This window comes from Caballeronia sp. Lep1P3 (assembly GCF_022879595.1).
Lineage (GTDB): Bacteria > Pseudomonadota > Gammaproteobacteria > Burkholderiales > Burkholderiaceae > Caballeronia.
In genome coordinates this window covers 2,129,760-2,146,971 of sequence record NZ_CP084265.1, presented here as the reverse complement: position 1 = coordinate 2,146,971, position 17,212 = coordinate 2,129,760, and the positions used below count along the sequence as shown (strand labels likewise).

The following is a 17,212-nucleotide window of genomic DNA, read 5'->3' as shown; positions in this document are numbered from 1 at the left end:
ATTCGGCCGACTGTCCGGAGGCTGGCGCCGCGCAGTACATTTCTCGTCCTGCACTTAGCGCTTCGTGTGTAAAATTACACACGAAGCATTCGGAGACGAGATGGATTCATCGCGGCTGATACGAATGCTTCTGGACGATGGTTGGAAGCTCGCTCGCATTACTGGCAGTCATCATCATTTCAAACGCGCGGGAAGGGGCGTTCTAGTGACGGTGCCCCATCCGAGGAAGGATCTCTCGATCGGGCTGGTGCGAGCCATCCTCAAAGCTGCCGGACTGCGCGACCGGCTGTACGCTTCGTAACGGAGAATGGGAATTGGAATTCGCTGTCGCAATCCTGAAGGACCGGGAAAGCTCCTATGGAGTGATCGTCCCGGACATTCCCGGCGTCTTTTCAGCCGGAGACACGGTCGACGAGGCAATCAAGAACACCAGGGAAGCGATCTACGGACACGTCTCGGTCCTGATCGAAGAGGGCATGGAGGTGCCTCTCGCCGCTTCGCCGATCGACGAACTCGTCGCTAACCCCGACTATGCAGGCGCAATCTGGGCGTTCGTGGAAGTCGATCTTTCGAAGCTCGACTCGAAGCCCGAACGCATTAACATCAGCCTGCCGCGCTTCGTCCTTCGCAAGATCGACAGCTACGTCGAGGCGCGCCACGAAACGCGCAGCGGCTTTCTCGCGCGAGTCGCGCTCGAAGCCATTGCCAATGGCTGAATGCAAAAAGGCGCGATTATCCCGACGGAAACCGCGCCTTGCAGCCAGCACGCCGGCAAAGCTACTGCACTACTGCAAATTCCCCCACCGCTCGACAGCCGGTTCCGCCGACGCCCATTTCCAGCCTTCGGTCTGCTTGCAGGCAGTCGCGAGGAACCAGTCGGCGTGAGATGCCGGATCGTCGCTGTCCGCGACGGAGAACGCGAATTCCTTGCAGCTCGCGAGCGCGTTGTCGAACTCGCGCAGCACGCGCACTTCGCCGTGGCCATTTTCGATGGGCAGCGTGTGCTTGACCTTCCACGGGCGCGTTTCGCCGACGTCCGACATGCCCGCCGTCACCGCGATGGCCATCTGCTGGTCCCCATGCAGCGACTTCGTCACGCGCTTGACGGCCTCGTCGGTGGCCGCCTGCACCGCGATGCCCACGCCGATGCCGATCGCCGGGTTGGTCGTCACCGCGCCCGTCGCCACGCCCGCGAGCGCGCCGGTCGCCGCACCGACGGACGCGCATCCGCTCATCGACACGCACGCGGCGGCGCACGCCGCAATCACGCCGAGCCGCAGCGCCACGAACCCTTCCAGGCGAACGTTCATTGCAGCGAACCCCAGCGCGGCGTGGCGGGTTCCGCCGACGCCCATTTCCATTTTGCGCCGTCACGGCAGACCGAGGCGACGTAGAACGCGCTGTCGGCGGGACGGTCTTTCGTGGCGTCGCGGTCGACCGAAAAGACGATTTCCTTGCAGTCGAGCGCGCCGCTGCTGATGGCGCGGCTCACGGTCACGCGGCCCTTTTCGTCTTCTTCGAGCGGGACGGAATGCACCGCCGCCCAGGGCGCAACAGCGCCGATCGCGAGTGGGCCGGCCGCCGCCGCGATCTTATCCTGCGTGTCGGTATGGATGATGCGCTGCGTGTACTGCACGCCCGCGCGCGCCGCCGCGACTGCGCCGAGACCGATGCCGGTCGCGACCGCGGCGTTGTTCGTGACTTTCGCCGCGACCGCGGCACCCGCGATACCCGCGCCTGCCGTGGCGCCTTCGCTGTACAGGGAGTTGCATCCGCTCAAGGTCAGGCACGCAATGGCGCCGCTCACCATCGCTGCGAGCGCGGCGCGCCGGGGGACACAGATCTGCATGTTGCTTTTCCTTCGTCTGCCGTTTTTTTGGTGCGATCTTCGTTTGACTTCCGAAGCCGACGCCCGCCTTGCATAAGGCTGAACGCCTGACGCGGCGCGGGCCTCGCGCATTTTGCGGCAAGCGCGGGCTCGCCGGTTCGACAAAATTGCAAGAAATTGCAAGCGAAGGGAACGCGTTGCGATTTACAAAACGCGGATTCGACGCAAGCCGGCGCCAGGCGGCTCATGGCCGCGCGGCGCGGTTCAGCGGATTCAGCTTTCGGTGCTGGAAGGCGTGTCGGCTGCGTCGGTGTCTTCGTTCTCGTAGGCGCCCAAGCGGTTGTACAGCGTCTTGAGGCTCACGCCGAGCGCCTTGGCCGCGCGCCGCTTGTCGCCGCAGCAGTGCTTGAGCGTGCCGAGAATGATCTGCTTCTGCGCATCCGCGAGCGGCGTGCCGACCCACACGTTCATCGCATCGCCTTGCGTGACGGGCTTCTTGACGCGCGACGCGAGATGCGGATGGGCGATCTCGACGGTCTTCTCCGCGAGAATGAACGCGCGATACACCGTGTTCTTGAGTTCACGCACGTTGCCGGGCCACGAATACGTGCGCAGAACGTCGAGCGCGCGCTTGCTGAACGCCTTGTTCGTGCCTTCCTGCGCGTTCATTTCGGAGAGGAAGTGCTGCGCGAGCAGTTCGCGGTCCGAATCGCGCTCGCGCAACGGCGGCGCGCGCAGCGGGAACACGGCGAGGCGATACATCAGGTCTTCGCGCAGGCCGTTTTCCTTCACGGCGGCGACGGGATCGCGGTTGGTCGCGGCGATCACGCGCACGTCCGAGCTGATCAGATCGTTGCCGCCGACGCGAAAGAACGTGCCCGTCTCGAGCGCGCGCAGCAGCTTCACTTGCCGCACCGGCGACATCTCCGTCACTTCGTCGAGGAAAAGCGTGCCGCCGTTCGCGTGCTCGAAATAGCCGATGCGCCCCTGCACCGCGCCCGTGAAGCTGCCTTTCTCATGGCCGAAGAGTTCGGCTTCGATCAGATTGTCGGGAATCGCGCCGCAATTCACGGCGATGAAGGGCGCGTCGCGGCGCGCGCTGTGATCGTGGATCGTCCGGGCGACGAGTTCCTTGCCCGTGCCCGATTCGCCGATGATGAGCGCGGTGGCATCGGTTCCGGCGACGCGTTCGATCTGCGAATACAGCTCCAGCATGACCGGCGAGGAGCCGTACAGCAGTCCATAAGACTTCAGACCCGGCACGTCCCCCGCATTGCGCTTTTTCTGCGCGGGTGTTTCGCCTGCGACAAGCGGCGGGTCAAGATCGGTTGACGCCATATGTCCTGATAGTTCCTGAGTTCTGCGAATGTGGTGGGGCGGCTCGCGCGGCCAACGAGGCGGCCGCGCCGCACGAGCGCCCGAGCGCATCGGCGGTGACGCGCGGGCGTGGCTCTCGTGCTCGCGGTGGCGATGAGCCGGTTTCCATGCGAATGCGTCGGTCCGAAGCCGCGTCCGCGATGGCGTCGAGCGCGCCTCGCGGCAAATGGGTCGCGATTCATCGCGGGCGACTCTATCTCATAAACGCTATTTAACCATTCGCAACGATATTGCGGCAATGCGCGCACGCGTTCGGCGGCCATTTTGTCTGATGCCCGATGCGGTGCGAGCTGCATTCCGGCAAGGTTGCCGCGCCTGCCGCGTAATTACAATCGGACGGCGTAAGAGTTACCCGAAATTCCCCGGGCACCGAGGCGATGCCCGCCGACGTTCTTTCGCGCGATTGGCACAAAAGCTGCTCCACGTCTTGCATCCTTATTCGAATGCCCGCCGCCGACGCGCAAGCAGGCAAAAGGGCAGTGTGAGGGGTGAAGCGCATCATGGAAGACTTTTTCGACTACGACATCGCCGCGCGAGAGCGGCCGCATGCGGCAGGCGCCGCGCGCTCGATCCGCAGCCGGCGCGAACGGGCATCGGACGGCGAGCCGGAACTCGCGGCGGGCGAACCGATCGACATCTATCACTGGGCGGCGGTCGCGCTCGTGACCGCGCTGATGTGCGCGGTGCTGGGCTACGCGGCGGGTACGCCCGCGCTCGCGCGGGCCGCGAACGTGACGAGTCTCGTGTTCGGCGTGGCGGGCGGCGCGTTGACGGCGAGCGGCATCGTCCGTCGATTGCGGGCGCGCATGGCGATCGGCGGCGCGCGTCAGCCGTTGGCGGTGCCGGTCGCGAAGACGCAATAGACGCAAATCGAGGCGCGAATCGCGAACGCCGATTCGCTTCAACCCACTTTGGCGAGGACTGATTTCATGAGTCAGACGACTGTTCAGCTTGCCTTGGGCAAGCAAAAAATCATCGAAGACATCAAGGTGCTGCTGAACGACTCGGAAGAGTTGCTACGGCTGTCGGCGTCGCTGCCGGGCGAGGGCGTCGAGGCGCTGCGCTCGCGTCTGCGCGATCACGCCGACACTGCGCGCGGCGCACTGGAAGATGCGCAAGCGAACGCGCAGAGCCGCTATCGCGCGAGCATCGACTGCACGGAGAAGTATGTGCAGGAAAATCCGTGGCAATCGCTCGGCATGGCGGCTGCGGCGGGCTTCCTGCTGGCCGTGCTGATTTCGCGCTGATCCGGCACCCTCGACGCACCGGTTGCCGCGCGCATCGGCCGCGCGGCGACATCGACTTTCAATAACGACGGGAGAGAACAACATGGCACGGTCTTCGATCGGAGTTTTCGGGGCGCTGTTCGCGGTCGGCGGCGTACTCGCCTGGAAATGGATGCAGTCGCAGAACGCATCGGCGGGCGGCGGGTCGAACCGCTGGGGCAGTGATGGCGTGCGCGTCGGATCGTCGCGTTCGCGCGGCAGGCGCTCAGGCGCGAACGGTCAGTACCAGATCGGCGGGACGCCCGACGCCTGGCATTTCCCGCGAAGCTGACGCGCGGCGCATCGTCACTCAGGTCGCTTAAAGCAGTTGCGCGCCGGAGCCTAATGATCCGACGAATTGCCGATACTTTCGGGGAAAAGAAAACGCACGCCTTTTGCGCGTGCGTTTTTATCTTAATAAACCCTTATAATCATTGAACCTCTGCCATAAGTGGCCTAAAAGGAAATACTTACGGCGGCTCAAGGCCAAGCGTGCGGAACTTTCGGAAATTATTCTATTTCTAGCGCTTTGAAGTCGGACCGAGCCATACGCGCCCGACCAATTTGACGCACCGGCCCGGACGGCGCCTCGCCGCCCGGAGAAGACCACGCCGCGACCCGGCGTGTGACCCTGAAACGCTTTGGAAGAATTCGAGACGCAATGCCACACGTATTGATTGTCGATGACGATCCCAGTACCCGCGAGGCGCTAGCCGCGATCATCGGCGAAGACGGACTGACTACGGCCACCGCCAGCGACTTGCGCGAGGCGCGCATCCAGCTTGTTCGGCAAACGCCGGACGTCGTTTTCACCGACCTGAAACTGCCCGACGGAACGGGCGTCGATCTGTTCGAGGATCTCGATCCGCGCTCGGGCGTCGAGGTCATCGTCATCACCGGCCACGCGACGGTGGAATCGGCTGTGAGCGCGCTCAAGATGGGCGCGGCCGATTACCTCGTCAAGCCGATCAACATGCAGCGCGTGAAGGCTATCCTGTCGCGCCTGCCGCGCGCCGGCGACCTGAAGGCGGAAATCGGCACGCTGCGCGGCGAGTTGCGCCGCATGGGGCGTTTCGGGCTGATGCTCGGCAACTCGCCGGCGATGCAGACCGTCTACGACCAGGTCGGCCGGGTTGCGCCGACGGCGGCATCGGTGCTTTTGATCGGCGAGTCGGGCACGGGCAAGGAAGTCGCCGCGCAGACGCTGCATGAACTGTCGCTGCGCCGTAAGCATTCGTTCATCGCCGTGAACTGCGGGGCGATTTCGCCGAACCTGATCGAATCGGAAATGTTCGGCCACGAGCGCGGCTCGTTCACGGGCGCGGACCGCCAGCACAAGGGCTATTTCGAGCGGGCGAACGGCGGCACGCTGTTCCTCGACGAAATCACCGAAATGCCGATCGAGCTTCAGGTGAAGCTCCTGCGCGTGCTGGAAACGGGCATGTTCATGCGCGTCGGCACGACCAAGGAGATCGAGACCGACGTGCGCCTGATCGCCGCGACCAACCGCGATCCGGAGCAGGCCGTGCTCGAAGGCAAGCTGCGCCTCGACCTGTATCACCGGCTCAACGTGTTCCCGATCAACCTGCCGCCGCTGCGCGAGCGCGGCAAGGACGTCGAACTGCTGGGACAGGCGTTTCTCGACGAACTGAACGCGCGCTACAACACGCGCAAGGACTTCCCGCCCGCCGTGCGCGACATGCTTGCGTCGTACAACTGGCCGGGCAACGTGCGTGAACTCAAGAACTACGTGCAGCGCGCGTACATCATGTCGGCGTCGGATTCGGATAGCACGGCAACGGTCCCGCTGCAGATTTCGCTGTCGAAGCCGTCGGCGGGCACGGCCGTGACGATCCCGTTCGGCACGTCGCTCGCGCAGGCGGACCGTCAGCTCATTCTCGCGACGCTCGAACAATGCGGCGGCGTGAAGACGCGCGCAGCGGAGATCCTCGGCATCAGCCTCAAGACGCTCTACAACCGCCTCGTGGAATACGGCGAGGATTCGAACAAGGCAGCCGTCGGAGAGGGCGGCGACCTGGGTGAGTCGGATAGCTAAAATCCCTGAACGTCGGTTATCTTCACACCAAAACGACGCCCGTTGCTTGCAAAAAGCGCGGGCGTTTCTGTTGGCAGGCGCGCTTTCAGCAACGATAATGGGATGCATGACGCGTGAGGAGCCGAAATCGGGGGCATAGCCCTTGCTGCCGTTCGACGTGTCATTCGCGCGGCGCGGAACGCCCGTGCAACGCGAGAGCGGTGCGCTGAAAGCGCCTCGCAGTGCGGATGCAACCACGATCACAAAACCGCAAGGAGCCCGCTATATGTCCGATCCCGCTTTCGACCGCGCGCCCATCGTCGCGCAGACGCCGCAGCCGCCGGACCCGCCGGTGACGCCGCCCGACCAGCCGCCGCCCACGCCGATGCCACCCGACACCAACCCGGATCCAACGCGCGATCCGCCCGAACCGCCGACGCAGCCTATCGGCGATCCGCCGCCCGGCCCGAACGAGACGCCGCACGTCCGCTAAAGCCGAAAGATGGTCCTGAACGACGAAGCACGGACAGGATTGAAGAAATTTCCATCGCAGTCGTATCCATTACAACGCATCGAGCAGGAATGACCGGCGGCGACACCAGCCGCCGGTCGTCTTTTCTGACATTGCGCTGGTTTTTCGAGTCCGCCCAGCGCATCGGTTTCACGCCGCCGAGGTCCAGTCGCGACGGTCTTCTCTCTGGAGGCATCCATGAGGCATCCCGCACTCCGACGCTCCGCGCGTCACTCTTCCAAGCGTGAAGCCCGCGCCGAAGCCGCAAAGAACGGCGCGGCGCAAGCTGCGCCGTCAGCCACGGCGGAACACGATCCCGCCGGCCAGAACCGCCCCGCGCCTGGCACTCCGCCCGATGGCGAGCACAACCAGGGCGGCGTGCGTCAAGAGGGAATGGACTACCAGCGCGACCTCGGCTCGGAGCAGGACGCCTGATTTGCCGCTCGCCGACGTTCGGGTTCACAGACAATAATTTCTCCGCGACGCGGCCTCGTCGCGTGTTTTCGTTCGCTGGTTACATCCAGATACGAATTTTTGACTCGACACAGGAGCAAAACGGCATAAGACTTGCATGATTCAAGTCGCCAAATCGAGCACCGACAATTGAGGAGCAACGCTGTAATGAGCAGATTGATCGTGGTATCGAATCGCGTCGCGCCGATCCAGGAAGGCAAGCCCAGCGCGGGCGGTCTCGCGATCGGCGTGCTGGACGCGCTCAAGGAAACCGGCGGCGTGTGGTTCGGCTGGAGCGGTGAGATCGTCGGCGAGGCGGCGGCGCCCGTCGTCGAGAAAAACGGCAACGTGACTTATTCGACGGTCGGCCTCACGCGGCGCGACTACGACCAGTACTACCGCGGCTTCTCGAACGCGACGCTGTGGCCCACATTCCACTATCGCAATGACCTCTCGCGCTTCGATCGCGAGGAATACGCGGGCTATATGCGCGTGAACGCGACGCTTGCGGCGAAGCTCAAGTCGCAGCTTCAGCCCGACGACATCATCTGGGTCCACGACTACCACATGCTCCCGTTCGCGCAGGAGCTGCGCAAGCTGGGCGTCACCAATCCGATCGGCTTTTTCCTGCACATCCCGTTTCCCGTGCCCGAAGTCATGCGCACGGTGCCGCCGCATGAAGAACTGATGGCGTCGCTGTGCCAGTACGACGTCGTCGGCTTCCAGACGGAAAGCGACAAGCAGTCGTTCATCGATTATTTCGAGCGCAGCGGACGCGGCCACTTCAGCGACGACGGCATGCTGCAGGCGTTCGGCCGCATGCTGAAAGTGGGCGCGTATCCGATCGGCATCTATCCCGATGCGATCGCAAAGGCCGCCGAGCAGTTCTCCGGCCGCAAGCAGGTGAAGAGCCTGCGCGACAGCATGCGCGGGCGCAAGCTCATCATGAGCGTCGACCGGCTCGACTATTCGAAGGGGCTCGTCGAGCGTTTTCAGGCGTTCGAGCGCCTGCTGCTGACCGCGCCCGGCTGGCATGGGCGCGTGTCGCTCGTGCAGATTGCGCCGCCGACGCGCTCGGACGTCCAGACGTATCAGCGCATCCGTCAGACTCTGGAAGGCGAGGCGGGGCGCATCAACGGCCGTTTCGCGCAGCTCGACTGGACGCCGATTCAATACCTGAACCGCAAGTACGAGCGCAACCTGCTGATGGCGCTTTTCCGCCTTTCGCAGGTCGGATACGTGACGCCGCTGCGCGACGGCATGAATCTCGTCGCGAAGGAGTACGTCGCGTCTCAGGACCCGGCCGATCCCGGCGCGCTCGTGCTGTCGCAATTCGCGGGCGCGGCGGATCAGCTTCCGGGCGCGCTCGTCGTCAATCCGTTCGATCTCTCGCAGATGTCCGAGGCGCTCGAACGCGCCCTGTCGATGCCGCTCGCCGAGCGTCAGGCGCGCCACGCGGACATGATGGCGCCGCTGCGCGAGAACAATCTGTCCGTCTGGCGCGATTCGTTCCTGTCGGACCTGCGCAGTGTCGCGACGGCCACGTCCGTGACGGCCAAGACCGTGAAGACGGTGAAGCAGGGCGCCTCCGAAGCGAAGCGCGCGGCGCGCGCCTGAGCGAGCGCTGTTCGACGAGTTGTGGTTCCGAAAGCCCCGCGCTTCGCGAGAAGCGCGGGGCTTCTTGCATGCGGGCGCGGATGCGCGGAACGCTCCTTGCGCTAGTCATGGGCGAAACCGACACATCCGAAGGAGGACACGATGACAGGAAGCACACTGAACCCGCCCGACGAGGGCGGCGTGGAATGGGGCAAGGGACACGGCACGGGCGCGCTAGGCCCGAGCGATTCGTCGGACTCCGGCTCCGACGTGCAGGGCGAAATGCGGCGTCCCGGCGACATCGAGGATGAACTCGACGCGCACGCGCTGGGTCAGTCCGACGCGCAACTGGCAAGCGACAGCGACCGCTTCGGCACGGGCGAGGACGCATCCGCCGATGGCGACAACAATTTGCTCGCCGACGCCGACATCCTGCCCGACGAAGTGGAAAACGAAGACGAACTGCGCAATCTGAGCGACGAAGACGCGGACCCCGCCGCCGACGACGAAGAGGTCTGACGCGGGATTTGCTTGACGGATGAGGCGCGCGCGGCTTGCCGCGCGCGCCTTTTTTGCACGCGCGTTGCCGCGCGCTTCCGGCTGCGGATAACATCGGCGCTTGAAGACACGCCCGATCTGGCCGATGACGCGCGAAGCCTCGAATCAATCCGTTCCCCTCGCCGAAGGCCGCACGTCGCGCTTCGGCTGGCTCTCATGGATCGCCGATCCGCTCACGCAGTGGATTCAGGACCATTGCCTCATGTTCTCCGCGGCGATCTCGTTTTTCGCCGCGTTTTCGCTTGCGCCGACGCTCGTCATCGTGATCGCGGTGGCGAGCATCTTCTTCGGTGCGGACGCCGTGCAGGGCCGGCTCTTCGACGAGATCAGCGGCGTCGTCGGCGCGGACGCCGGCCATGCGCTCGAAGCGATCGTCGCGAATGCGTGGCACGCGGACATTGCGCGGCGCACGGCGCTGCTGTCGATTGCAGGCGTGCTCGCGGGCGCGTCCGCGACATTTTCCTCGCTGCATAGCGCGCTCAACGTGATCTGGCCGTCGCCTGCAGTGAGCACGCGCGAGAGCATCGTCGGGCTGCTGCGCGTGCGGCTGATGTCGTTCGCGCTCGTGATCGGCGCGGGGCTGCTCGTGGTCGCGCTGCTCGTGCTCGATGCGCTCGTCGAAGTGCTCGGCCACTGGGCGCTCGGCGACGGCAGTCCGTTCGTTCTGCTGTCGGGCCTCACGCGCCGCGCCGTTTCCCTCGCGATGCTGACGCTCGCGTTCACCGTCCTGCTCAAGTTCCTGCCGACGACGCGCATGCTTTGGCGCGACGCCGCGCTCGGCGCCGCCGCCGCCGCGATGCTCTTCGAATGCGGCAAGCGGCTCTTCGCGTTCTACCTTCAGCATGCGGGCACGGCCAACATGTTCGGCGCGGCGGGGTCTCTCGCCATCATCCTGATGTGGCTCTACTACTCGGCGGCGGTTTTCCTGCTGGGCGCCGAGCTTTCCGCGACGGCTGCGCGCAAGCGCACGCACCGCGAATCGCGTTCGCGCTGACGAAAAAAAAAGGCCGCCCACGATACGGGCGGCCCGACGGTCACGCTCCACGGTAATCCCGCCTGGCGACTCGCTTTGACCGGGTCGTCGCTCAAGCGCTGGAGCGCGGAACCTGCTGACGGCTCCTGCGGCGGCGCGTCTTACGCCTGCCTGCGCAATTCCGCGGGCGGCACCTTCATCAGATGCCGATACTTCGCCACCGTGCGGCGCGCGACGATCACGCCCTGATCGGCGAGCATCTTCGCGAGACTCACGTCCGAGAGCGGATCGCGCGAGTTCTCCTTCGCGATCATTTCCTTCAGTAGCGCGCGCACGGCCGCGGCCGAACAGGTGCCGCCGCTTTCCGTCGACAGCTCGCGGGGGAAGAAGTGCTTGAATTCGAAGATGCCGCGCGGCGTCGCCATGTACTTGTTGCCCGTCGCGCGCGAGATCGTGGATTCGTGCAGGCCGAGTTCGTCGGCGACATCGCGCAGCACGAGCGGCTTCAGCGCGATTTCGCCGTAGTCGAAGAACGCCTTTTGATGCGAGACGATGCATTCGGCCACGCGCTGGATCGTCGTGAAGCGCTGCTGCGCGTTGCGGATCAGCCAGCGCGCTTCCTGCAACTGTTGCGCGAGCGGCGAACGGCTCGCGCCCGCCGATTGCGCGAACAGTTCCGCATACATGCGGTGGATGCGCGCACGCGGCAGCACGGCCGGGTTGATCGTGACGACCCATTGCTTCTTGACCTGACGCACGATCACGTCCGGCACCACGTAGTTGTCCTCGCTTTGCCCGTAGTTCTCGCCCGGCTTCGGGTCGAGACGGCGCACGAGCGCGCACGCGATGCGCAGTTCCTCGGCCGTGCAGCCGATCTTCTTCTGCAACTCGGCCTGCTCGCGGCGCGCGAGACGTTCGAGGTGATGCACGACGATTTCGCGCGCGACATCGCGTCCCGGCGTGTCTGCATCCAACGCGTCGAGTTGCAGCGTCAGGCACTCCGACAGATTGCGCGCACCGACGCCCGGCTTGTCGAGCGATTGCACGAGCTTGAGCGCGATCATCAGCTCGTCTTCGTTGATGGCAGGCTCGATGTCGACGACATTGGCGAGTTCGCTCAATTCCTGACGCAGATAGCCGTCGTCGTCGAGCGCCTCGATGATCAGTTGCGCAACCGCGCGATCGCGCTCGTTCAGTTGATACATGCGCAGCGCGTCGTGCAGCGTCTCGTGCAGCGACGGCTCGATGCGGACCCAGTCGGCGGGATCGGAGCCTTCGCCGTCGCCGTTATTGCGCGACCCATTGCGGCCGAACGGATCGGACGAGAATTCGCTGATGGAATCGTCGCGCGAGCCGCTGTCCGCGCCCGGGTCGGCGTCCATGCTGGTTTCGGCGGCGAGCGGCGCTTCGGCGGCGGTGTCGGTCGGGGTCGAGAGGGAGGTTTCGCTCATCGAGGTGCCGTTGTCGGCGCCGAGAGCGTTGTCCTCGGTTTGCGACTCGTCGTATTCGAGAAAGGGATTCGTGTCCAGCGCGTTTCGTAGCTCCTGCTGGAATTCGAGCGAGGAGAGTTGCAGCAGGCGCACGGACTGCTGAAGACGCGGCGTAAGCGCAAGGCTTTGCTTGGTGCGTAGTTCGAGTGAAGGCGGCATTGCGTGCTGATCCTCGATGTTCTGGACGTGGTCGATGTGTGTCCGACCACATAAGCAACAGCTGTGCCATGTTCGGCTAAAGTCATAAGCTATCTACGTTTTTTGTTGCCGTGTGGCGCGAATCCGCGCCTGCGGAGGTCTCCTTTCGCGCACTTTTTACACGGACTCAGACAAAAGCACCGCGCCGCGCGCGCCTTGCCGCGCCGGGCTTTCGCGACGCTGCGGCGCGCCGCTGCCACGCACCGGCGAAAGCGCCGGGGCGCGTGCGTGCAAGGGGTTCGCAGCGCGTGCGGATACGCACGCAGTCCCGCTCAAGCGCGCGAGCGCGACGGGTCCGGCACGCAAGTTGCGGTACGGTCGGGGCGACTCGCGCTGCGTCGGGAACGCGGAACGCGGGACGCGAATGCAACTTAGGCAACACCTTAGGCAACACGATAAGCAGGAAGAGCGAGGCGCCTCATCCACGTCGCGATACGCGCGACGATGACCGGGGCGCGCGACATCAAAACCGAAAATAAGGAGTATTCCATGAAGACGACTCAACTTCTCAAAGCAGCCGGCGGTATCGCGTGCATGGTGTTTGCGCTGGGCGCGAGCGCGCAGACCAACTCGAACTCGTCCTCGTCGGATTCCGGTTCGACGGTCGGCCAGAAGATGGATGCCGTTGGCCAAAAGGTCGATGACGGCACGGTCACGACCAAGGTGAAGGCCGAACTGCTGAGCGCGAAGAACGTCACGTCCACGCACATCCACGTCAAGACGCGCGGCGGCGTCGTTTCGCTGACCGGCACGGTGCCGTCGGCGGAAGAAAAGTCGAATGCGGAGCAGGTCGTCAAGGAAGTGTCGGGTGTTGCATCCGTGAAGAACCACCTGAAAATTGCTGCCAAGTAACAGGAAAGTGATGGCATAGTTCGTATGCCCGGCCTGCTCGAGCGGGCCGCGGTCACGGCGGCAAGGAACCCGCGCAGGGATTCGGCGCATCGTCGCATCGGCGATGCAACGGGTTTCGGGCGCGGGTTTGCACATGCGGCGGCGCCTTGTCGCCGCGTCGTGCCGAAGCCTTGAAGCAGCGCTTGCATCACCTCGCAGCATCTTTGAAACCTTAAAAACGAAGGACGGCCGATCAAGGTCGTTACTCACAGGTGGCTCACGAAGCGTCGTCATGGCGCTCGAAGGCCCCGGCAAAAGGAGCTCTTGATGAAGACGAAGAAGATGGCATTGATTGGCGCACTGGCGCTTGCGTTCTCGACGACGGCGTTCGCGCAGGCGGCCTCCGACGCGGCAGGCACGGACGCGGGCACGAGCACCGGCACGCAGGCGAAGAAGAAGGGCACGTATCTGCATCAGCAGAACAAGTCGCACAAGGTGAAGGGCGCTTCGGCGGCGGCGGCGGCTTCGTCGCTCGGCACCAACGACAAGGGCCAGCCGCACTGAGCGTTGCGGTTGCTCGACCAAAAACGGCCACGCGAGTGGCCGTTTTTCGTTTGGGTGGCCGAAACGATGCGCGTCAAAAAAATCGCCGCCCGAAGGCGGCGATCGTTGCGGTGCTGGCCGGCTCTAGCCGTTAGGACTTCGCAGCTGCGTACTGATCGCGCAGTTCGCGGATGCGGTCGTGGTTCTCGATTACGCCCTGATACTGACGTTCGACCACGGCGCGGATATCGGCCGGCAGATCCTTGTCGAGCGCCTGGCGATAGTTCTTCTTCGCGGCGTCCTCACCGCGCTCGCACTCGGCAAGAATCGCGTGGTCCGTCTGACTACTTACCGCCGATTTCATATCCACCCAGCCGCGATGCAGCGCGCCCGAGATCGAGCCGCCCGTTTCGGGCTTGCCGCCCAGACGCTGCACGATGTTCTGCAATTCGATTGCGCCTTGCGCACAGGCTTCGGCGCGGTTCTGGAACAGCAGCTTGAGGCTCGGGTCACGCGTGTCTTCGGCTGCCTTCAGGAAACCCTTCTCACCGTCCTTCGACGTTTCGACGAGATCGTTCAGTACCGATACGACGTTCGTGCTCATGTGATACCTCCTTTTAGTAACCAAGTTGCTGGAAGCGGCCTCGCATGGAGGAGCGCGCCTGACGATTGAGTTGCACGCCGCGTGCCCGGACGAGGCGTCGGGGACCGGCATGGCGCTTGCTCGACTCGCAGCCATCAAGCGCCGCTCCACGCAGGGCGGCGCAACGACAAGGCAATGGGAGAATGCATGAAACGCTTCAACGCACTCGCGAATCGCGAGTTGTTCATGTTCGTGGCGATCGTCGCGTCGGCGGTCACGCTGCATTTCCGTGAACAGACCATCGATCGGACCACGCCCGAGCGGGCGACCGTGAGCCGCATGTGCGAGCCGTCGCCGCATGGCATCGGCGATACGCGGCTGCATCCCGCCGACTGCGAGGTGCGCGGTGGCGCTGCGGCCAAGCGCATCGCGAGGCCGTGGGTGTGATGGCGCGGACAATGTTCGGCAGCGCTGAATAACGCGCATCGGCTCATCGCGCCGCTTGTCGGCACTTACTGGCGGGCATCGCGTTCGCGACGCTCATGCTCGCGTGCGGGCTGAACGCGACGGTCACCGGCACGCTCGCCGGCCAGGTCGTGGTCAAGCTCCTCACAACGAAAAAGCGCCCGTCGAAAACGGGCGCTTTTTTTCTTGCACCGGCCAAAACCCGGTCACGCACGCGGCTGCGCGTATTGATCGACGGGCTGCGGCGGCTTGAGCGGATCGAAGTCGCTCCAGCGGCCCTGTTTCCAGCGGCCGGACGCGCGTTCGATATCGAGGCCGCCCGCTTCGCGCAGGATCGACGCCGCGCGGTCATACGTTTCCGGCGATACGTGCACGGCCACGAGCACGCCCGCGTGCCGCGTCGGTTCCTCGGCTTGCCCGGGCGAATCGGGCTTCTTCTTCGTATGCGACATCGCGCCCGCGAGCGAGCCGATGTACGCCCCGACGCCGGCCGCAACGACCGACACGAGCAGCGGCGCCTTGAACACCGCGAAAATCGCCGCCCCGATGACGGCGCCTATCACCGCGCCGATCGTGACGCCCTTGCCGGCGCCTTTGGGCGCGGCGCCCGCGCCCTTGTCGGTGTGAACGTCGCCGCCGATCGGAAAGCGCGCGTGCTGTCCGCTCGGATTCACGAAGAAGAGCGTCACGTCCTCCTCGACGAAGCCGGCCGCGAAAAGCCGCTGTGCGGCCGTCTCGGCGGCCGGAAAAGTCTGGAAGCGGCCCGCAATGATCAGGGACATGTTCCCTCCTTTTTTGATGTCGGTTGCGTGGATTGCCCGCGCGCCGATGGGCGCGGGCGTTTCGTCGGTGCCGCGCTCATTCCGGTTCCATGCCGGCCACGCGGAAAAGCCCGCTGCGCAGCACGACCGGCTGGCCGCCGTTGTCGTCGAGCGCTTCGGCGCAGACCGCGCGGATGCGCGCCGCGCCGCTTTCGAAGGCCGGGAGCAAGTCTTCCTCGCGCGGCGAATGCGCGCCGAAGTGATCTTCCAGCGCCTCCGCGCTGATCGAGCAGACGACCGCCTCTCCGTCGACGAGCGCGGTGAAGTGAATCGCGAGGTCGTCGCCGTCGTAGACGGGCGGGTGGTCCGAAAACGTGATGTGCATGGTCGAGTCCTCATAAGCCGGACGGGGGCTGGCGTTCGCGCGGGAAGCGGCGCCGGCCACGCGGTCGGGAAGATGGAGTGCATTTATGACGCTGCCTTCGCGCGGGCGAGTTGCTGCGCCATTGCGTAGTGATGACGCAGGATCGGCAGCGCTTTCGCCGCCGCCGCTTTCAGCGCGGCATCGTTGCCTTTCTCGCTTTCGTTCGCGAAAAGCTCGACAGCCTTCTGATGCGCCGCCAGCGCGACTTTCTCAATATAGGCCTTGTCGAATTCGGCTCCCTGAAGATTTTGCAGACTGCCCGTGACCGACGAATCGGCGCCCGGCGGCGCGGTGATGCCGTGGCGCTTGGCGATGACATCGAGGTTGCGCGCGAGCTTCGCGTGGTCCGCGATCATTCGCTGTGCGAACTCCTTCACCTGCTTGTCGCCGGAGCGCGCGAGCGCGAGCTTGCTCGCCGCGATTTCGGTCGCGCCCGCCGTGCCGGCATCCTGAATGAACTGCTGATCGGCGCTCGAGAGCTTTTGCGACTGCTCGGTGTATGGCCTCGCGTCCGCCGCTGCCTTGTCCTCGCTTTGCGCGTGTGCGCAGACGGCGAGCGCCGCGAGCGACGCGAGCGAAAGGGCGGCGACGCGGCGCGCGGCCATCGGCGAAGAGAGCGGAACGCGTGGCATCGGCGTGGCTCCGGTTCGTGGGTCGGAAACGGCTCGTTTTTGCGGCGCGGCGTTTCAGGCTGCGCGCGACGTGGCGATGGCTTCGATGAGCGCCTGATTGAACGCGGGGAGATCGTCGGGCTTGCGGCTCGTGATGAGATTGCCGTCGATCTGCACTTCCTGATCGACCCAGGTGCCGCCCGCGTTGCGCACGTCGTCCTGAAGGCTCGGCCAGCTCGTCATCGTGCGGCCCGCGACGATGCCCGCCGAGATCGGCAGCCAGCCGCCGTGACAGATCACCGCGATGGGCTTCTTCGCGCGATCGGCTTCCTTCACGAAAGCCTGCGCCTTCGCGTCGAGCCGGATCGCGTCGCCGTTGACGACGCCGCCCGGCAGCACGACGGCGTCGTAGTCGGCGGCGGTCGCTTCGTCGAGCGTGCGATCGACATCGACCTTGTCGCCTTTGTCGACGTGCTGGAAGCCCTGAATCTGGCCGGGCTTCTGCGAAACGACGTCGACCTGCGCGCCGGCTTCCTTCAGCGCGCGCTGCGGCTCGACGAGTTCCGCCTGCTCGAAACCGTCCACCGCGAGGATCGCTACCTTGAAGCCGTCGAGGGAAGTTGGCATGAACACACTCCTTTTTCGTTGCTCGTTTCGGATGGTTCGCGCGAGGACGCACGCGCGGATTCACGCTCGAAGCGGTAGCAAGG

At 64.9% G+C, this 17,212-nt stretch carries 23 protein-coding genes and 1 pseudogene; 15 read left to right on the top strand and 9 right to left on the bottom strand.

The genetic code is table 11. The annotated features are described in order from the left end of the window. Positions 1-100: 100 nt before the first annotated feature. Both LDZ27_RS10090 and LDZ27_RS10085 read left to right on the top strand, forming a co-directional pair. The gene (locus LDZ27_RS10090) at positions 101-301 is read left to right on the top strand and encodes a type II toxin-antitoxin system HicA family toxin (RefSeq protein ID WP_244813959.1); all 201 of its coding nucleotides are present in this window, start codon (positions 101-103) and stop codon (positions 299-301) included. Positions 302-314: 13 nt separating this feature from the next. Then, complete coding sequence (locus tag LDZ27_RS10085) at positions 315-716, top strand: type II toxin-antitoxin system HicB family antitoxin (RefSeq protein WP_244813958.1); 402 nt, start codon at positions 315-317, stop codon at positions 714-716. A 69-nt stretch (positions 717-785) separates the two neighbouring features. On the opposite strand, the gene LDZ27_RS10080 is transcribed toward LDZ27_RS10085, so the two are convergent. The 3 genes from LDZ27_RS10080 to LDZ27_RS10070 all read right to left on the bottom strand — a co-directional run bounded on the left by LDZ27_RS10080 (position 786) and on the right by LDZ27_RS10070 (position 3,166). Next, complete coding sequence (locus LDZ27_RS10080) at positions 786-1,310, bottom strand: hypothetical protein (RefSeq protein ID WP_244813957.1); 525 nt, start codon at positions 1,308-1,310, stop codon at positions 786-788. Next, positions 1,307-1,849, bottom strand: coding sequence for a hypothetical protein (locus tag LDZ27_RS10075; RefSeq protein WP_370653296.1), 543 nt, complete (start codon positions 1,847-1,849; stop codon positions 1,307-1,309). The genes LDZ27_RS10080 and LDZ27_RS10075 overlap by 4 nt, the downstream gene beginning before the upstream one ends. Before the next feature lie 252 nt (positions 1,850-2,101). Continuing rightward, the gene (locus LDZ27_RS10070; protein ID WP_244813956.1) at positions 2,102-3,166 is read right to left on the bottom strand and encodes a sigma-54-dependent Fis family transcriptional regulator; all 1,065 of its coding nucleotides are present in this window, start codon (positions 3,164-3,166) and stop codon (positions 2,102-2,104) included. A 539-nt stretch (positions 3,167-3,705) separates the two neighbouring features. Between LDZ27_RS10070 and LDZ27_RS10065 the strand changes: the two genes are divergently transcribed. The 9 genes from LDZ27_RS10065 to LDZ27_RS10025 all read left to right on the top strand — a co-directional run bounded on the left by LDZ27_RS10065 (position 3,706) and on the right by LDZ27_RS10025 (position 10,617). After that, the gene (locus LDZ27_RS10065; RefSeq protein WP_244813955.1) at positions 3,706-4,068 is read left to right on the top strand and encodes a hypothetical protein; all 363 of its coding nucleotides are present in this window, start codon (positions 3,706-3,708) and stop codon (positions 4,066-4,068) included. Positions 4,069-4,134: 66 nt separating this feature from the next. Next, entirely contained in the window at positions 4,135-4,452 is a 318-nt protein-coding gene (locus LDZ27_RS10060) for a YqjD family protein (RefSeq protein ID WP_244813954.1), read from the top strand. Positions 4,453-4,534: 82 nt separating this feature from the next. Then, positions 4,535-4,762, top strand: a complete 228-nt coding sequence (locus tag LDZ27_RS10055) for a hypothetical protein (protein WP_244813953.1) — start codon at positions 4,535-4,537, stop codon at positions 4,760-4,762. A 369-nt stretch (positions 4,763-5,131) separates the two neighbouring features. Then, a complete protein-coding gene (locus LDZ27_RS10050; protein ID WP_244813952.1) occupies positions 5,132-6,526 on the top strand; it encodes a sigma-54 dependent transcriptional regulator in 1,395 nt (464 codons plus the stop codon). A 265-nt stretch (positions 6,527-6,791) separates the two neighbouring features. After that, entirely contained in the window at positions 6,792-6,998 is a 207-nt protein-coding gene (locus LDZ27_RS10045) for a hypothetical protein (protein ID WP_244813951.1), read from the top strand. A gap of 216 nt (positions 6,999-7,214) precedes the next feature. Next, complete coding sequence (locus LDZ27_RS10040; RefSeq protein ID WP_244813950.1) at positions 7,215-7,451, top strand: hypothetical protein; 237 nt, start codon at positions 7,215-7,217, stop codon at positions 7,449-7,451. 186 nt (positions 7,452-7,637) lie between these two features. Beyond that, positions 7,638-9,086, top strand: a complete 1,449-nt coding sequence (gene otsA, locus LDZ27_RS10035) for an alpha,alpha-trehalose-phosphate synthase (UDP-forming) (RefSeq protein WP_244813949.1) — start codon at positions 7,638-7,640, stop codon at positions 9,084-9,086. A gap of 141 nt (positions 9,087-9,227) precedes the next feature. Further along, complete coding sequence (locus LDZ27_RS10030) at positions 9,228-9,584, top strand: chemotaxis protein (RefSeq protein ID WP_244813948.1); 357 nt, start codon at positions 9,228-9,230, stop codon at positions 9,582-9,584. A gap of 124 nt (positions 9,585-9,708) precedes the next feature. Then, positions 9,709-10,617: a YihY/virulence factor BrkB family protein gene (locus LDZ27_RS10025; RefSeq protein ID WP_244813947.1), complete on the top strand. Its 909-nt coding sequence runs from the start codon at positions 9,709-9,711 to the stop codon at positions 10,615-10,617. 140 nt (positions 10,618-10,757) lie between these two features. Here the strand turns inward: LDZ27_RS10025 and LDZ27_RS10020 are convergent, their stop codons facing one another. Then, positions 10,758-12,245, bottom strand: coding sequence for an RNA polymerase factor sigma-54 (locus LDZ27_RS10020; RefSeq protein WP_244813946.1), 1,488 nt, complete (start codon positions 12,243-12,245; stop codon positions 10,758-10,760). A 528-nt stretch (positions 12,246-12,773) separates the two neighbouring features. Here LDZ27_RS10020 and LDZ27_RS10015 point away from each other — a divergent pair. Continuing rightward, positions 12,774-13,136, top strand: a complete 363-nt coding sequence (locus LDZ27_RS10015) for a BON domain-containing protein (RefSeq protein WP_244813945.1) — start codon at positions 12,774-12,776, stop codon at positions 13,134-13,136. 306 nt (positions 13,137-13,442) lie between these two features. After that, positions 13,443-13,679 (top strand): hypothetical protein, encoded by a 237-nt coding sequence (locus LDZ27_RS10010; RefSeq protein WP_244813944.1) that lies wholly within the window; start codon positions 13,443-13,445, stop codon positions 13,677-13,679. 130 nt (positions 13,680-13,809) lie between these two features. On the opposite strand, the gene LDZ27_RS10005 is transcribed toward LDZ27_RS10010, so the two are convergent. Further along, positions 13,810-14,262 (bottom strand): PA2169 family four-helix-bundle protein, encoded by a 453-nt coding sequence (locus LDZ27_RS10005; protein WP_244813943.1) that lies wholly within the window; start codon positions 14,260-14,262, stop codon positions 13,810-13,812. Between the two features lie 186 nt (positions 14,263-14,448). Here LDZ27_RS10005 and LDZ27_RS10000 point away from each other — a divergent pair, with 186 nt between their 5' ends. Both LDZ27_RS10000 and LDZ27_RS09995 read left to right on the top strand, forming a co-directional pair. Beyond that, the gene (locus LDZ27_RS10000; protein ID WP_244813942.1) at positions 14,449-14,688 is read left to right on the top strand and encodes a hypothetical protein; all 240 of its coding nucleotides are present in this window, start codon (positions 14,449-14,451) and stop codon (positions 14,686-14,688) included. A gap of 24 nt (positions 14,689-14,712) precedes the next feature. Then, positions 14,713-14,903 (top strand): annotated as a pseudogene (locus LDZ27_RS09995) (divalent metal cation transporter); the annotation flags it as partial. 9 nt (positions 14,904-14,912) lie between these two features. On the opposite strand, the gene LDZ27_RS09990 reads toward LDZ27_RS09995, so the two are convergent. The 4 genes from LDZ27_RS09990 to LDZ27_RS09975 form a co-directional block, all read right to left on the bottom strand. Next, a complete protein-coding gene (locus tag LDZ27_RS09990) occupies positions 14,913-15,488 on the bottom strand; it encodes a hypothetical protein (protein ID WP_244813941.1) in 576 nt (191 codons plus the stop codon). A 76-nt stretch (positions 15,489-15,564) separates the two neighbouring features. Continuing rightward, the gene (locus LDZ27_RS09985) at positions 15,565-15,852 is read right to left on the bottom strand and encodes a DUF1488 domain-containing protein (RefSeq protein WP_244813940.1); all 288 of its coding nucleotides are present in this window, start codon (positions 15,850-15,852) and stop codon (positions 15,565-15,567) included. An 83-nt stretch (positions 15,853-15,935) separates the two neighbouring features. Next, a complete protein-coding gene (locus tag LDZ27_RS09980) occupies positions 15,936-16,523 on the bottom strand; it encodes a DUF4142 domain-containing protein (protein WP_244813939.1) in 588 nt (195 codons plus the stop codon). A gap of 54 nt (positions 16,524-16,577) precedes the next feature. After that, positions 16,578-17,129 (bottom strand): type 1 glutamine amidotransferase domain-containing protein, encoded by a 552-nt coding sequence (locus LDZ27_RS09975; protein ID WP_244813938.1) that lies wholly within the window; start codon positions 17,127-17,129, stop codon positions 16,578-16,580. Between the last annotated feature and the right edge of the window lie 83 nt (positions 17,130-17,212).

What these genes read in the sequence shown, in the direction of transcription:
- LDZ27_RS10080 (WP_244813957.1), bottom strand. Translation starts at nt 1,310, where the DNA reads ATGAACGTTCGCCTGGAAGGGTTCGTGGCGCTGCGGCTCGGCGTGATT.
- LDZ27_RS10070 (WP_244813956.1), bottom strand. Translation starts at nt 3,166, where the DNA reads ATGGCGTCAACCGATCTTGACCCGCCGCTTGTCGCAGGCGAAACACCC.
- LDZ27_RS10020 (WP_244813946.1), bottom strand. Translation starts at nt 12,245, where the DNA reads ATGCCGCCTTCACTCGAACTACGCACCAAGCAAAGCCTTGCGCTTACG.
- LDZ27_RS09990 (WP_244813941.1), bottom strand. Translation starts at nt 15,488, where the DNA reads ATGTCCCTGATCATTGCGGGCCGCTTCCAGACTTTTCCGGCCGCCGAG.
- LDZ27_RS09975 (WP_244813938.1), bottom strand. Translation starts at nt 17,129, where the DNA reads ATGCCAACTTCCCTCGACGGCTTCAAGGTAGCGATCCTCGCGGTGGAC.
- otsA (WP_244813949.1), top strand. Translation starts at nt 7,638, where the DNA reads ATGAGCAGATTGATCGTGGTATCGAATCGCGTCGCGCCGATCCAGGAA.
- LDZ27_RS10010 (WP_244813944.1), top strand. Translation starts at nt 13,443, where the DNA reads ATGAAGACGAAGAAGATGGCATTGATTGGCGCACTGGCGCTTGCGTTC.
- LDZ27_RS10005 (WP_244813943.1), bottom strand. Translation starts at nt 14,262, where the DNA reads ATGAGCACGAACGTCGTATCGGTACTGAACGATCTCGTCGAAACGTCG.
- LDZ27_RS10025 (WP_244813947.1), top strand. Translation starts at nt 9,709, where the DNA reads ATGACGCGCGAAGCCTCGAATCAATCCGTTCCCCTCGCCGAAGGCCGC.
- LDZ27_RS10040 (WP_244813950.1), top strand. Translation starts at nt 7,215, where the DNA reads ATGAGGCATCCCGCACTCCGACGCTCCGCGCGTCACTCTTCCAAGCGT.
- LDZ27_RS10075 (WP_370653296.1), bottom strand. Translation starts at nt 1,849, where the DNA reads ATGCAGATCTGTGTCCCCCGGCGCGCCGCGCTCGCAGCGATGGTGAGC.
- LDZ27_RS09985 (WP_244813940.1), bottom strand. Translation starts at nt 15,852, where the DNA reads ATGCACATCACGTTTTCGGACCACCCGCCCGTCTACGACGGCGACGAC.
- LDZ27_RS10030 (WP_244813948.1), top strand. Translation starts at nt 9,228, where the DNA reads ATGACAGGAAGCACACTGAACCCGCCCGACGAGGGCGGCGTGGAATGG.
- LDZ27_RS10060 (WP_244813954.1), top strand. Translation starts at nt 4,135, where the DNA reads ATGAGTCAGACGACTGTTCAGCTTGCCTTGGGCAAGCAAAAAATCATC.
- LDZ27_RS10090 (WP_244813959.1), top strand. Translation starts at nt 101, where the DNA reads ATGGATTCATCGCGGCTGATACGAATGCTTCTGGACGATGGTTGGAAG.
- LDZ27_RS10045 (WP_244813951.1), top strand. Translation starts at nt 6,792, where the DNA reads ATGTCCGATCCCGCTTTCGACCGCGCGCCCATCGTCGCGCAGACGCCG.
- LDZ27_RS10050 (WP_244813952.1), top strand. Translation starts at nt 5,132, where the DNA reads ATGCCACACGTATTGATTGTCGATGACGATCCCAGTACCCGCGAGGCG.
- LDZ27_RS09980 (WP_244813939.1), bottom strand. Translation starts at nt 16,523, where the DNA reads ATGCCACGCGTTCCGCTCTCTTCGCCGATGGCCGCGCGCCGCGTCGCC.
- LDZ27_RS10000 (WP_244813942.1), top strand. Translation starts at nt 14,449, where the DNA reads ATGAAACGCTTCAACGCACTCGCGAATCGCGAGTTGTTCATGTTCGTG.
- LDZ27_RS10065 (WP_244813955.1), top strand. Translation starts at nt 3,706, where the DNA reads ATGGAAGACTTTTTCGACTACGACATCGCCGCGCGAGAGCGGCCGCAT.
- LDZ27_RS10055 (WP_244813953.1), top strand. Translation starts at nt 4,535, where the DNA reads ATGGCACGGTCTTCGATCGGAGTTTTCGGGGCGCTGTTCGCGGTCGGC.
- LDZ27_RS10015 (WP_244813945.1), top strand. Translation starts at nt 12,774, where the DNA reads ATGAAGACGACTCAACTTCTCAAAGCAGCCGGCGGTATCGCGTGCATG.